Origin of the sequence: Avibacterium endocarditidis (assembly GCF_965138825.1) — a bacterium.
GTDB classification, from domain to species: domain Bacteria; phylum Pseudomonadota; class Gammaproteobacteria; order Enterobacterales; family Pasteurellaceae; genus Avibacterium; species Avibacterium endocarditidis.
This window is the reverse complement of the sequence record NZ_CBCSDH010000006.1, coordinates 38385-52942: the sequence shown is the minus strand read 5'-3', so window position 1 is coordinate 52942 and position 14558 is coordinate 38385. Positions and strand designations below refer to the sequence as shown.

Sequence of the window (14558 nt, the reverse complement as noted above, 5' to 3'; positions counted from 1 at the left end):
TTATTTCATAAGCATATTGATCGCAATGCAGATCAATAGCACGGCAAAATAACGTTTGAGGGTTTTCACCGGCAATTTATCTGTGGTGCTAGCCCCAAGTTTTGAAGTAAAAAATGAGGTTGCCGTAATCCCCACCACAGCAGGTAAATACACATAACCTAATGAATAACTTGGCATATTTGCTTGTCCCCAGCCGCCCACAATAAAGCTCAGCATTCCTGAAAGGCCAAGCAACATTCCACAAAATGCTGATGAGCCGATGGCTTTTTTCATTTCAATACCACGCCCATTCAAAAACGGCACAATAAAACCACCACCGCCAATGCCCGCAATGCTGGAAGCTATCCCAATCAAAATTCCACCAATCACAGAAGAGGTGGTGGTGAGCGCTTTTTTCACTTCTTTTGGTTTAATCGAAAGCAACATTTTCACCGCAAGATACACTACTAAACAGGCAAATAATTTGCTTGATACGCTTTTATCTAAATTGCCGACAAAAAGCCCTGAAATAAAGGTGGTCACCATAATTACAGGGGCAAGCACTTTTACCGCTGGCCAAACAATATTGCCGAGCTTGTGATGACGTTGCGCCGAAGAAAATCCGGTTACCACGATAGTGGCGAAAGAGGTTCCCAATGCCGTGGACATCAAAAGTTCGCTAGGCACATCAACCATTGGCAATAAATAAACCAACACGGGAACGATAATCAGCCCGCCGCCAATGCCAAATAAGCCCGCTAAAAAGCCGACCACACAGCCGACAATTAAACAAATAAGAAAAAAGCTCAGCATTATGCCCCCCTTGTTCGATGAAATGAACGTTTATGGAATTTGCCTGATGAATATTTTTTACCAGAATGCTTGTTCGCCGTATTTGTTGCAGAATGGGCTGGCGAAGACTTCTGTTCTTGAGAATAGGAATTTGGCTGATTTTTCCCATTAAATAATACCGCCGCAAATTCCTTCATTGCCTTGCGGTACACTTCTTTTTTGAAAGGCACAACCTGACGCACAGGATACCAAAAACTCACCCAACGCCAGCCATCAAATTCTGGCGATTTGGTGGTTTGCATATTAATATCTTTTTCGTCCGAAACTAATTGCAATAAGAACCAACGCTGTTTTTGTCCGATACACATTGGTTTGCTGTCGTAGCGTAATAAGCGTTTAGGAAGTTTATAGCGCAGCCATTGTTTTGAAACATAAAGCAATTTAACATCTTTACGGGTTAAACCCACTTCTTCAAAAAGCTCACGATACATCGCCTGCTCAGCCGTTTCATTATCGTTTATGCCGCCTTGCGGAAACTGCCACGAGTTTTGCCCATAGCGCTTCGCCCACAAAACCTGACCTTTACGGTTACAAATGACAATTCCCACATTCGGACGGTAGCCATCGAAATCGATCACTATCGTTCACCTTAGTTTTAAAAATTTTAAATTCTGAATTGGTGAATTGTTTCACAAACTCAAGGTTTTAACAACCCGCAAACACGCTTTTAAGGCGGTTTTCTATCAGAATTTAACTTGATAAAATCTTCCTACCTGTTAATAAATTGAATAAAAATCACAACACTGTGCATAACATTGTGAAAAGTGCGGGAATAAAATTAAATTATTTGTGTATAAGGATAAAAAATCCGTTATTTTAAAATAAGTTAAAATAGATCCTTGCTTATCATTAAGATCTAAAATCAAGATCCAAGATCGCAGTTTTTTACTCCAATTACCGTTTAGAAAAAAATCATACTGTATTTTTATCAGGATTTTCACCGCACTTTTATTGCCAAACTGTGAGTTATTCAGCATTTCTGTGGATAAAATTGTGGTTTTATACAGAATAGGTGGGAATTAAATGCTGAGTTTGCCATAAGCACAATGAGAAAAAAGAATAAAACCATTAAAAATCAAAAAGATAGCGAAATAAAAAAGCATTTTCGCATTGTGAATTAAAGGCTCAAAAAGGACTGGTTATTAATTAATCGAAGATCAAAGTGCGGTGCTTTTTTCTCGCATTTTTTATAAAACTAGCCCCAAAACTTGACCTTTACCACCAGTTAAACCTATACTATGGCAAATTTTTATTTAGGATCATTTATGCACCACGATCACGGCTCACAAAATCAACGCATTTTAGCCTTCAGCTTCGCCATTATCACCGCTTATATGGTGATCGAATTTCTCGGCGGTTATTATTTCAACAGCCTAACCCTAATGGCGGACGCAGGCCATATGGCAAATGATAGCCTCTCTTTATTACTTGCCTTTGTCGCCCTGTTTTTCAGCCATAAAACACAGAAATATTTTGCTCTACTCAATGCGATTTCTTTAATTATTGTGGCGATTTGGATTTTATGGGAAGCCATTGAACGCTGGCAAAATCCTTTACCCATTAATGCCTTACCAATGCTAGCCGTAGCAATAGTAGGGTTGTTGGTCAATATGATTGTGGCGTGGTTAATGCTAAAAAGTGATCACGAAAACCTAAATATTCGCGCCGCCTATTTACACGTTCTAGCTGATTTATTTGGCTCTGTTATTGCGATCATTGCAGGGCTAAGCGCGTGGCTGTGGCAAATTCAGTGGATAGATATTGTCGCCAGCGCCATTTTAAGTGTGTTTATTTTGCGCAGTGGGGTGAGTATAATGAAAGCCACAATAGCGGGGCAGCATTTAGGGCATTCTCATTAAGCTAAATGTCAATAGAATAGAAATTTGATGAAAACAAAGTGCGGTGGAAAAATTCACAAAATTTCCACCGCACTTGTGTTTATAGGCTGTTTAAATATTTTTCCCAATCGAAATATTGCCCGGGGTCGATTTTTCTGTCGGGGGAAATGTCGCTATGCCCCACAATGCGATCTTTACGAATTTTGGGATAGCGCTGCATTATACTTTGTGTGAGTTTGGTCAGCGCCGTATATTGCTGTTCGGTGAATGGCTGATTGTTGCTGCCTTCTAATTCAATGCCAATCGCGAAGTCATTACATTTTTCACGTCCTTGAAAGCTGGATATGCCCGCGTGCCAAGCACGATCATTGAAGCTGACATATTGCGTAATTTTTCCCTCACGATTAATCAGGCAATGCGCTGATACGCGGAGATCTTTGATTTCTTCAAAATAAGGGTGCTGGCTTGGATCTAAGCATCCTTGGAAAAAGGCATCAATAAAATTTCCGCCAAATTGTTCGGGGGGAAGACTGATGTAATGAATGACGAGCAACGAAATATCTTGCGGATCGGGGCGTAAATCATAGTGGGGCGAGGGGCAATGTTTTTGTTTTGCCAACCAGCCTGATTGCTCAATGGAAAATGTCGATTTCATAGTTTTTTTGCGATCGTGATCGAGAAAAAGTGCGGTGCTTTTTGGCTTTATTTTTAATTTGCGCCACACTTATTCGCACGGGTTATTCATTGCCCGTATTCTATCGAAAATTAATGTTAAGAGAAATCAACAAGGACAGCTTATGAACAGATTTTCTACTCGTTTGAAGAATCAAGAGGGTTTTACGTTAATTGAATTAATGATTGTAATCGCCATTGTGGCAATTTTGGCAACAATCGCCGTGCCGGCTTATCAAAACTATACGAAAAAAGCGGCAATTTCAGAGCTTATTCAAGCTGCAAGCCCTTATCGTTCTGAAGTGGAACTTTGTGTGTATAACACAAACTCAACCAACAAATGTAATGCGGGAACAAACGGTATTCAGAAAAAATTAACCAATAAGGGCAAAGTGGGTTCGATTGATGTGCAAAAAGGGAAAATTACCGTTACAGGCAGAGATAACTTGGCGGGGATAAGTTATTCTTTAAGCGCAAGTGGTGATGCTGCTAAAGGGGTTACTTGGACGGTAAAATGCGATAAATCTGCTGAATTATTCCCAGCGGGATTTTGTGGCTGATGGGGATAAACAATGGCGGAATATGCGTTACAGCCGCAAATGACGGTTTGTGCGGTAGATGGAAAATTTTTTGAAATTCCACCGCACTTATGGCAGCAAAACCAACAGCAAAAAGCCCTGCTAATTCGCTATTTTGCTGTGCCATTGCAAGAAAATGCCCAAACGCTTTGGTTAGGCATTGATGATTTGAATAATCTTTCTGCTTGCGAAACCTTTTCTTTTTTAACTGGAAAAGTGGTTGAACCTGTGTTGTTGCAAGGACAAGATTTGAAATTGCTCTTGCAAAGCCTTGCGCCAAATGTTGCAGAAGAACCTGCTGTACCCGATTTTTATCGCCCCGCTGAGCAGATTAAAACGGAAAATGTGCAAGAAAAAGCCGATGAACCCGTTATTCAACTCTTAGATCGGCTTTTTGAAAAGGCGTTGCAACTGAATGCCTCAGATATTCATTTAGAGCCGCAGCGCGAGCAGTTGCAAATCCGCTTTCGTATTGATGGCGTATTGCAGTGCCAGACGCCATTATCCACGCAAATTAGTCAGCGCTTAATTTCTCGCTTAAAATTGCTCGCTCGCCTTGATATAAGCGAAACACGTTTGCCACAAGATGGACGTTTTCATTTTAAAACCACCTTTTCTGATGTGTTAGATTTTCGCCTTTCCACCTTGCCCACCCAGTATGGCGAAAAAGCGGTGTTACGTTTGCAGAAAAACAAGCCTGTCAGCTTAGCGTTTTCACAGTTGGGAATGAACGCAGCGCAGCAAAAGGCTTTGCAGCAAACCCTTTCACAGCCTCAAGGCTTGATTTTAGTTACAGGCCCAACAGGAAGCGGAAAAAGTATTACCCTTTACACCGCACTTGAATGGTTGAATCAGTCGGAAAAGCATATTCTCACCGCCGAAGATCCCATTGAAATAGAACTGCCGGGCATTATCCAAACGCAAATTAATCCACAAATTGGGCTAGATTTTAACCGATTGTTACGCACATTTTTACGCCAAGATCCTGACATCATTATGCTTGGCGAAATTCGAGATGCAGAAAGTGCAGCGATTGCTTTGCGTGCAGCACAAACAGGGCATTTAGTGCTTTCTACGCTGCATACCAATAATGCTCATTCAGCAATTTCTCGCTTATTGCAGCTCGGTATCCAACAGCATGAAATTGAAAGCAGTTTGCTGCTCGTTATCGCCCAGCGTTTAGTGCGCAAAATTTGTACGCATCACACCGAAAATTGTGATTGTTATCAAGGTTATAAAGGGCGTTGCGGAATTTATCAATTTTTACAACCGCACTTTAATAATGGGGAAATTTCCTATCAAACGGATTATGCTTCCTTACGAGAAAGCGGATTGGAAAAGGTAAAGCAAGGAATAACCGATTTCGCTGAAGTAGAAAGAGTGCTAGGGAAATTGATGGAGAGTGAACAAAAAGTGGGAGAAAAATAAATTCTCTCCCACTTCAAAGGTGAGTTGATTAGAAACGGTATTCTAATTTACCCGCAAAGTAAGTTTGTTTTAGTCCATAGTCAGAAAGGGATTTTCTATGGCTAATTTGGACGCTGATGTTTAGGTTTGGCGTAATATCATAACCTGCGCTGGCAGAGAATAATAAGGCGTTGCCTAATTTACCCGTTTTGTATTGCTGAGTTGTTCCATCATTGAGAGTTAAGACAGGGGTATTTCCTGTATTGTGTTCATACATTGTACGGAATTTCAATGATTTCCATGCAATTTCACCCCCAATTTGTTGAGTGAAAATATATTGTCGATCATTATTGATATTCCAACTGAAGGTATGATCCTCAATATTGGCTTTGCTACTTTGATATTGCAACGCAATAATTGGCGTTAAACGGACTTCATTTAGCAAGAAATGATAGCCTGTTTCTGCACCAATACCCCAAGAATGGCCTCTCACTTTGGCTAAATCTTTATGTTGTGAAGTGGAAATTTTACCGCGCACATATTGATAGTTTCCACTGAGATTAACATAGCTTTGTTCGGTCAGTTGATTTTCTAATGTGAATAATACCCCTACAGATTTATATTTTGCCGAGCTGCTGCCTTCAATTTCTGTGGTTTTTGGTTCAACCGAGAATTTGCTGAGAGCAAGCCCTAAGTGAAGACGCTGTTTATCGTTGAGATCAAGGCGACCACCAAATAAGGTACTATTCGTGGTGGATTTGTAGCTATAGCCATAATCACTAAAGCCAAGGTTGCTATCATAAGTGGCTTTACGATGTTGTTGTAAAACATAGAAATTTTTCGTGCCTTGCGTAATGTTTTGGGCAAAGGTTTGAGCCTGCATATAACTATGTTCTAACAAGGCTAAATTCGTCACCAAATAGGCTGGAACTTGGCTATTTAATGCTGGGCGATAGGTTGAAGCACTTGCGGCTGTTGCATTTCCTGCTAATGGCGTAACTGTTGCATTACCTGCTGGAGAAGCAGTTTCCGTGCTGTTATCCACATTCCCTGTATTTGGATTAGCAGGTGCGGCTACCACAACATTATCCACTGGAGACGTGGTTTCTGTGCTGTTATTGGCATTTCCTCCATTTTGATCAGAAGGTGGTGTTACCACAGCATTATCCACTGGAGACGTGGTTTCTGTGCTGTTATTGGCATTTCCTCCATTTTGAGCAGAAGGTGGTGTTACGACTGCATTATCCACAGGGGACGTGGTTTCTGTGCTGTTATTGGCATTTCCTCCATTTTGATCTGAAGGTGGTGCTACCACTGCATTATCCACAGGAGCGGTAGTTTCACCGCTATTGTCAGTATTCCCTTCATCTTGGTTTGCTGGAGGGGTTACTGTCGTGTTCGCGGTTGGTGGAATTGGGGCAGCTGTGTCATCAGCTTTAGGGCTTTCCTCTTTTGGTGGTGTTGTTGGAGCTTTAATAATTGGTGATAACGGTTCACCATCTTCATTAATTAGCAAGGTTTGCAAGCGGTAATCGTTGAAATTGCTGTTGTTCTCACCAAAACTATTTTCACTTGCCGTAGTTGCCCCTTTTTCAACGCTAACTAAGGCATAGCGATTAATATGGCTTTCATCATTATGAACCGCTTTCGCCAAATTGAACGCATCTATGCGACTGGTTTCGCCTTTCACTTGAATGAGTGAAATACCCTCATCAGCATCGTAGCGTTCGTTTTTATTAGTATCGGAATTACCGATCTGGCTATTGAGTAAGTTTATATTTACCGGAATAGGTTGGGTGGTGGTTAAATCTCCATTAATCAGCACGCGATCCGCACGCCATTCTGTCATATTTTCGGAAACGTTATCCACATTTAATGTAATATCCGCCCCCTCATTGGTTACATTCCCAAAGGATAGGGTTTTAGGTTGGAAACTGGCATTTCTGGATTTGCTGCCGTTTGCCGTATGATTTAAGTGCGGGGCATTATTTGGTGCAATATGGGCATTGGCTTGCCAATAAGTATGTGAATGAACGATCCCATTTCCCGTTAAACTCGCATTTTCTTTGATATATAACGGCGAATGGTTTAATTCCCCTTCTAAAATGGTTACCCCTTGATTTAACAAGGTTTTTCCTGTGTGATTGAATTGCCCAATTAAATATAGTGTCCCCTCTCCATTTTTGCTTAAACTACCTTGCCCTTGCGTATCAGCAAATAAACGGCTTGTTTGGTTGGCACTAATATCCGCATTAATTTGGCTTGTGTCATCAAGTGCAATGGTATCAAAGCGCGCAATCACGTTATCTTTTATGCTTAATGTGGCATTATTCGCTAAATTTGCATTTTGCGTTAAATGGGAAGTATCTGGTGCGTAAATTATTTCACCTTGGTTGACGGTAAGCTCGTTTAAGGTTGAATTTGTTTCTAAGGTTAAGTGGTTATTATTAAGTGCGGTCGGTTTATAGGCAAAATTTAATTTACCTTGATCATTGCCAAGCATTTCACCCTTAATTTTTCTTACCCCAGATTGCAAATAGTTAAGCGTGCTAGCTTTGGTGGCATTGCTATTAATAATATTTCCGTTAATTGTTTCAGCTTGCAGCCCTTTATCCTCGCCATTTTCAATGGTGAAATTATTGCCATTTAAGTCAAACGTTCCTTTATTCAAGCTGAGATTTTCGGCTTTAATTTGGTTTTCGCCATATAATTTTACTGTGCCCTCAGGGTTTACAATAATGTCGGAATAGGCTTGAACTTGACCATCTTTTTCCTGCTGTTTTAAACCTAATGTGCCTTCATTAACCACCATTTTGGCAGGGTTTACTCCTTCACCGATTTTAATAATTTCCCCATCACCAATTTTATAGAATGTTTCAGCAACGGTGCTATTACGATCATATTCAAATGGCGTGTTTCGTTTATCACGATGTAAGATATTGTCTTGCCATACAAGCTCTTGAATATTTAAGCGAACAAAATCAATTTTTCCTTCCGCCCCTTCATAAAGCAAGCCAATATCGCCATTTGGCAATTCAGTTAAGCTGCTATAGGCGTAATTATTTGGTGTAATCGTAGTGGTATATTTCCATTCGATAGAACCATCTTCTTGCACTTCACCAAGCCACACTTTACCATTGCTGCGTCTATTAGAATGTGGATTAGCAAAGAGGATATGTTCTTTGCCATTAATACGTTTGGAATATTTAATTACTGAAAGTTGGCAATAAGGTTCTAGTAACACGTCATCTAAAATAACGTCTTTTTCCCAAGTGTAACCACCGTCATAACTAGTGGAAATATGAACGCGATTATGATTTGCTATGCGAGAAAAGAGTTTTAATTGTCCGTTGTCTAGTTCAATTACTTGGGATTCAGTAATTTCATAGCCATAAGTGCCGTTAAGCAGACGTGATCCGCCTTGTGCCGCAAATCTGCTATCAATTGGTGATTCACCGCGTTCCCAAGTTTTGCCACCGTCTTTGCTAATGATAACCGCTGCTGCTTGTTTATTATTGTTATTGGTGTAGTAAACCGGCATCACTAAAGAGCCGTCTTTAAGCTGAATCCCTGTTCCGGGGCCTGTTCCCATAAAACGCATCCAATCGGCTTTCACTTGAGAGTTAATGTTGACTGGGTTAGACCAAGTTTCACCGTCATTATCACTATAAGTGAGCCATAAATTGCTGGTGATGGTTGATTTAAGTGGGGCGCTATCATTATTTGGATTTTTCGTTTGTAAATAAATATTTCCTAAACGTGTATCGCCTTGATATAAATCACCGAGATCGTTAAATGCCAATTCAGGATTACCATTAATAACAACCCGATAATCTGTTGGTTTATTTTTATCATTATAAACAATGCCGTTTTCACGAATGGTGTAGCGATTATTATATTCGTCAGTTAATAATTGATAATATTTCCCACCGATATTTTTATAACCTGAACCTTCGGCATTTTGATTTTTGATTCCAAAGAAACCTTGCGTTTCAGGGAACATATCCACAATCATAAAGACACGCCCATTGCGTTTGTCTTGCACCATTAGGGGATCGATTAAGAACGCAGAGTTTTGACTGCCATAAGATTGGCTGGCAAGATCAATCACTGTTTGGCTTTTTTGCCAAGTTAAGCCACCATCAAAACTGCGGCGGATCGCGGTATCAATATTTCCCCAGTCAGCAGAATGTTGCCAGCGCTTGTCGATAGCGGCGATAACAACGCCGTTTTGCGTGGTGAGTAAGGAAGGAATACGGTAGTTTTTTGCGCCATCTTGATTTGGTTGAAAGAGCGATTCTTTTTCCGTTAGCATTGCCCCTGAAGCGCGATGTTTATCCGCATTCTCGCTTTCGTTTCGGCGATAGGTTTCCGCTAATTCTTGGTGTAGCGCTTTGATTTTTTCTTCTGACAATACTTGTTCGGTAACTCCCGCCGAATAAATATTTCCACTAAAACGCATTTCATTGCCAGAGCTTCTTGGCGTTTTTCCTAAATAAGCAATATTTAAGTTCTCAATATCTTTGAAGAATTTAGAATTATTATGTGTTTGTTTTAATTCGCCATTCACATAAATTTTAATTTGGTTATTTGTTTTATCAAACGTATAGGTAATGGTTTGATAATCTTTATTTTGATTATCAACATTTGCGGTAAGTGCTGAATTATTAATTAAATAGCTATTCTTATTTCTTAATTCTAAGCCAAAGGTATCCGTGCCTTGCTTCCTTAACATATAGAAATTAATATAGTGGTTGGTGTGTCCACCTAGGGTTGAAGCACCTAAAAGAGAATAAACATTATCACCACCATTGGTTTTAAAGCCAAAAGTTAAAGAACCGTTTTCTAAATTAAAAACATCATTTTTAGTGAAGGTTTCAGTGATATTAAGTGGCTTGAAAAATTCGGTATTTGATTTGAAATCTAAGATTCCTTCGTTACTCGCCATGGCATATTGGCTGATAAGACACGAGGAGATTAAAGCTGCCAATGCTGTTTTTTTCATAGGGCATCCTTTGTTTGATGTGAAATTAGGAGTATCTCAGTGCTGATGATATTTTTGCTCTATAATGGAGTAAATAATGATAATTTCACTTCGTGATGTTCTTCACAGAATCATTCTTATTTTCTATCAAAAATGAGAGATTTCTCGCATTTCTACAAAAAGAGAATTTCTCAAAGAGCATTAGAGCCTGTATTTAAAACGTGGTAATATGCCCATCAACAATCAAATGATTCTGACAGTAGCAGGAAAACAAAAATAAAAGGAACACAATTTGTCCAACCCAATGAGCGAACTAAGCGAAACCTTTACTCTTGAACCGCAAGATAATGCCCGTTTGCAGGCATTGTGCGGAGCATTTGATGAAAATATCCAGTTGATTGAAAAAGAATTTTTCTTGGATATTGCACGGCGTAATTTTACCTTTACGCTGAAATCGAAAGATCCCAATCCGAAATCTCATCACGCAAAATTATTAAATAAAGTGGCGGCGTTGATCCAAACATTGTATTTGGAAACCGCACCGGTGCGTGGCGTGGTGAAAGAAATTGATTTGTCTGATGTGCATTTAGCCATTCAGGAAAATCGAATGTTATTACAACAAGATAGCGAACAAGCAGAACAAAATGCGGTGCCAAAAGTCTATCAAACCACAATTAAAACCAAGCGTGGCTTAATTAAACCGCGTGGCGCAAATCAGATTCAATATTTGCATAATATTTTGCGTTATGACATTAGTTTTGGTATTGGGCCAGCAGGCACAGGGAAAACTTTTCTTGCTGTGGCGGCTGCGGTGGAAGCCTTAGAGCGACAAGAAGTGCGCCGCATTTTGCTCACTCGCCCTGCGGTGGAAGCCGGGGAGAAATTGGGCTTTTTGCCGGGAGATTTAGGGCAAAAAATTGAGCCTTATTTACGCCCGCTCTATGATGCCTTATTTGAAATGCTAGGCTTTGAAAAAGTGCAGAAATTAATGGAGCGCAATGTGATTGAAATCGCACCGCTGGCTTATATGCGTGGACGCACGTTGAATGATAGCTTTATTATTTTAGATGAAAGCCAAAACACCACCACCGAACAAATGAAAATGTTTTTAACCCGTATCGGGTTTAATTCTAAAGCGGTGATAACGGGCGACATCACGCAAATTGACTTGCCACGCAGCCAAAAATCAGGTTTACGCCACGCCATTGAAGTGCTAGAAAATGTGCCAGAATTGAGCTTTAATTATTTTGACAGTAAAGACATTGTTCGCCACCCAGTGGTTGCCAAAGTGGTGCAAGCCTATGATAAATGGGACGAACAGGAAGAAATTCGCCGTAAAGAACGCGCCTTACAGCGTCAGCAAGAACAGGCGAAACAACAAGCCTTAGAACGAGAAGAAACAGAATGAAAGATGTCATCGTTGATTTACAAATCGCAGTAGAAAATAGCGAAAACTTGCCGACAGAACAACAATTTCAACAATGGGCAACCGCCGCAGTGCAAGCAGAGAACCTGCAACCTGAGATCACCATTCGCGTGGTGGACGAAGCGGAAAGCCAAAGCTTAAACGCCACTTATCGTGGTAAGGATTATCCAACCAACGTGCTTTCCTTTCCTTTTGAATGCCCTGAAGAAGTGGAATTGCCGCTGCTCGGCGATTTAGTGATTTGTCGCCAAGTGGTAGAACGAGAAGCGCAGGAACAAGGCAAACCCTTAATGGCACACTGGGCGCATATGGTCGTACACGGCTGTTTGCATTTGCTGGGCTACGATCATATTGAAGATGATGAAGCAGAAGAAATGGAAAGCCTTGAAACGGAAATAATGCAAGATCTTGGCTTTGCCGATCCTTATTTAGCGGAAAAAGCCTAGCCTTGCAGCCACGTCAGCTTCGTATCTTAGTTGGGGAAAATACGTGCTTACAAACTCAACTTTCCCCTTTATTTTCTGACTTCGCTCGCTTTGAAAAACAAAGTGCGGTGCTTTTTTTTGATGAAAATTGCACCGCACTTTTTCCCGAGCAAAACATCACTCTAATTCCCTTTAGCAAAGCAAAAAATCAGCTTGGGCGCGAACATTGCCTGATTATTTATGATGCCAGACAAAGCCTAAATCTTGATGCCCTTGCCATTGCCGCAGGTACATTGCAAGCGGGCGGGCAGCTTTATTTATTGTTCAACTATTGGCAACATTTAGCCACGCAAATTGATTTGGATAGCCAGCGTTGGAGCGGTGTGCCGCAAGGCATTTGCACACCGAATTTTGTCCAATTTATGCAGCAAAAAGTGCGTGAATACGGCTTTCCTATTTATCAGCAACAAAATGGTGATAGCTTTTTACCAGCACCGCATAACTCAGCCATCGAGCCGATAAAGTCCTTTCATTCTGCCACGCAGGATCAACAACGTATTTTGCAACAATTATTAAATGCTCCGAAAGAAATCAATGTGCTCACCGCCAAGCGTGGACGGGGAAAATCCGCCTTGGCAGGATTATTTGCCGCGCATTTAGACAAGGTGATTCTCACCGCACCAAATAAAAGTGCGGTGCAAATTTTGCAAGATTTTGCTGAGAAAGAGTTACTTTTTATTGCACCTGATGATCTCGCTCAACAAGTGCAACAAGATCCCGATAAATTTAACGATCATTGGTTGATCATTGATGAAGCTGCAATGATCCCGCTACCTTTATTAATGCAGCTCACAGCGCATTTTCGGGCGATTTTATGTACCACCACGATACAAAGCTATGAAGGCACAGGGCGCGGTTTCTTGCTTAAATTTATGCAAAAAAATCACCGCACTTTGCAACATTTTGAACTCAGCACCCCGTTGCGTTGGCGAGCAGATGATCTGATTGAACCTTTTATTTCTGAGTTGCTTTTATTAGAAGCGGAAAGCCAATTAGCTCAGCCTGAGTTTCAGCCTAATTTTGTTCCTAATGCGGATTTGCATTTTCATTGGCATCATAGCCAAAGCCTTTTTCAGAAAGGAGAATATGAAGATTTTTACGGATTGCTGATGCTCGCCCATTATAAGACGTCCCCTGTGGATTTACGCCGTTTGCTCGATGGCAGGCATCAGCAATTTTTACTGGCAAAATCCAATCAGGATTTATTAGGCGCGCTTTGGCTGCTGAATGAAGGGGCAATGCAAGATAGTGCGTTGATTGAAGGCATAATGCAAGGTGTCCGCCGCCCGAAAGGTAATTTGGTGGCGCAAATATTGTGCCAAGCAAGCCTAAATGAAGCAGCGTGCAAGCTGAGTTCAGCACGCATTTCTCGCATTGCTGTGCAACCTAAATGGCAACATCAAGGGATAGGACAGGCGCTAATGGCAGAAGTGAATGAGCCAAGTCTGCAGAGTCAAGATCGCACGCAAGATTTTTTATCGGTGAGCTTTGGCTACACGCCCGAGCTTGCTCAATTCTGGCAAAAGTGCGGGTTTAATTTGGTTTATTTAGGCAGCCATAAAGAAGCCAACAGCGGTTGTTATAGCGCGATTAGCGTAAAAGGCGTAAGCCGCGCAGGGCAAGATTTTTGTACAAAATTGTTAGCACAATTTGAGCGAGATATTCCTTTATCCTTCCACCCTTTAGCCACGCAGCTATGCCCACAAGGGCTGCAAACAAGAGATTTTTCTCTGAATGAACAAGACATCAAAGCGTTACATTATTTTGCTTATTATCAACGAAATTTAGCCAGCACGATCCCGGCTATTCGCCGTTTATTATGGGGCAATCAAGGGGAAACATTGCCTTTATTGTCGGCTTATTGTGAACAAAAAATCTTACCAAGCACGGGCAAAAAGCAATGGTTGCAAGCTTGTCGCGAAGAAGTAAAACGGTGGTTGCAAAAGCAAAAAATTCTTTTATGATAAGGCATACATAAGGCAAAGAATAAATCGCAAAATAGGGGGAAATAATGGCAAATCAACAAAAAGGTGTGCTGCGCAGATTATGGGATAAATACAGCGAATTTTGCAAAGAATTGGGGATCGATCAAGGCGCTTGCCGCAGTTGTGTGCCAGTGGTGAAATTTGATGAAGATCCACCGAAAAAAGCGGAGCAAGAGAAAGCAGCTAAATCTTAGGATCAGATCGCGATCTTTACATTTCTCACTTTTCAATCATTTCTTACAAAGCCATTTGGCGCGTTGCTCAAATGGCTTTCTTTTTGGGCGAAATATACAAATCTTTACATAAGATCCGGATCAAACTGCTTGCAACTTAGTCAAACTAATACTAAACT

General features: G+C 40.9%; 11 protein-coding genes. 7 read left to right on the top strand and 4 right to left on the bottom strand.

What is annotated here, in order from left to right; genetic code table 11:
• Together ACNAV8_RS04805 and rppH are read right to left on the bottom strand one after the other, a co-directional pair.
• Entirely contained in the window at positions 1-792 is a 792-nt protein-coding gene (locus ACNAV8_RS04805) for a sulfite exporter TauE/SafE family protein (protein ID WP_103854039.1), read from the bottom strand.
• Positions 792-1409, bottom strand: a complete 618-nt coding sequence (gene rppH, locus ACNAV8_RS04800; protein WP_103854040.1) for an RNA pyrophosphohydrolase — start codon at positions 1407-1409, stop codon at positions 792-794. Before rppH ends, ACNAV8_RS04805 begins: the two co-directional genes overlap by 1 nt.
• Positions 1410-2096: 687 nt before the next feature.
• Here rppH and ACNAV8_RS04795 point away from each other — a divergent pair.
• Complete coding sequence (locus ACNAV8_RS04795) at positions 2097-2690, top strand: cation diffusion facilitator family transporter (RefSeq protein WP_245872478.1); 594 nt, start codon at positions 2097-2099, stop codon at positions 2688-2690.
• Between the two features lie 79 nt (positions 2691-2769).
• Here ACNAV8_RS04795 and ampD read toward each other — a convergent pair whose 3' ends face one another.
• Positions 2770-3324 carry a 1,6-anhydro-N-acetylmuramyl-L-alanine amidase AmpD gene (gene ampD, locus ACNAV8_RS04790; protein ID WP_103854611.1) on the bottom strand — a complete coding sequence of 185 codons (555 nt, stop codon included), beginning with the start codon at positions 3322-3324 and terminating at the stop codon, positions 2770-2772.
• Between the two features lie 142 nt (positions 3325-3466).
• Here ampD and ppdD point away from each other — a divergent pair, with 142 nt between their 5' ends.
• The gene (gene ppdD / locus ACNAV8_RS04785; protein WP_103854604.1) at positions 3467-3901 is read left to right on the top strand and encodes a prepilin peptidase-dependent pilin; all 435 of its coding nucleotides are present in this window, start codon (positions 3467-3469) and stop codon (positions 3899-3901) included.
• A gap of 12 nt (positions 3902-3913) precedes the next feature.
• Complete coding sequence (locus tag ACNAV8_RS04780) at positions 3914-5347, top strand: GspE/PulE family protein (RefSeq protein ID WP_103854603.1); 1434 nt, start codon at positions 3914-3916, stop codon at positions 5345-5347.
• A 28-nt stretch (positions 5348-5375) separates the two neighbouring features.
• Here ACNAV8_RS04780 and ACNAV8_RS04775 read toward each other — a convergent pair whose 3' ends face one another.
• A complete protein-coding gene (locus ACNAV8_RS04775) occupies positions 5376-10331 on the bottom strand; it encodes an exo-alpha-sialidase (protein ID WP_415777302.1) in 4956 nt (1651 codons plus the stop codon).
• 283 nt (positions 10332-10614) lie between these two features.
• Between ACNAV8_RS04775 and ACNAV8_RS04770 the strand changes: the two genes are divergently transcribed.
• The 4 genes from ACNAV8_RS04770 to ACNAV8_RS04755 are packed head-to-tail and all read left to right on the top strand — an operon-like array spanning position 10615 to position 14400.
• Positions 10615-11718: a PhoH family protein gene (locus ACNAV8_RS04770; protein WP_415777339.1), complete on the top strand. Its 1104-nt coding sequence runs from the start codon at positions 10615-10617 to the stop codon at positions 11716-11718.
• The gene (ybeY, locus tag ACNAV8_RS04765; protein ID WP_103854599.1) at positions 11715-12182 is read left to right on the top strand and encodes an rRNA maturation RNase YbeY; all 468 of its coding nucleotides are present in this window, start codon (positions 11715-11717) and stop codon (positions 12180-12182) included. The genes ACNAV8_RS04770 and ybeY overlap by 4 nt, the downstream gene beginning before the upstream one ends.
• A gap of 2 nt (positions 12183-12184) precedes the next feature.
• Complete coding sequence (locus ACNAV8_RS04760) at positions 12185-14185, top strand: tRNA(Met) cytidine acetyltransferase TmcA (RefSeq protein WP_415777301.1); 2001 nt, start codon at positions 12185-12187, stop codon at positions 14183-14185.
• Positions 14186-14232: 47 nt separating this feature from the next.
• On the top strand, positions 14233-14400 hold the full coding sequence (locus tag ACNAV8_RS04755) for a DUF5363 domain-containing protein (RefSeq protein ID WP_172459084.1): 168 nt from the start codon (positions 14233-14235) through the stop codon (positions 14398-14400).
• The last annotated feature ends 158 nt before the right edge of the window (positions 14401-14558 follow it).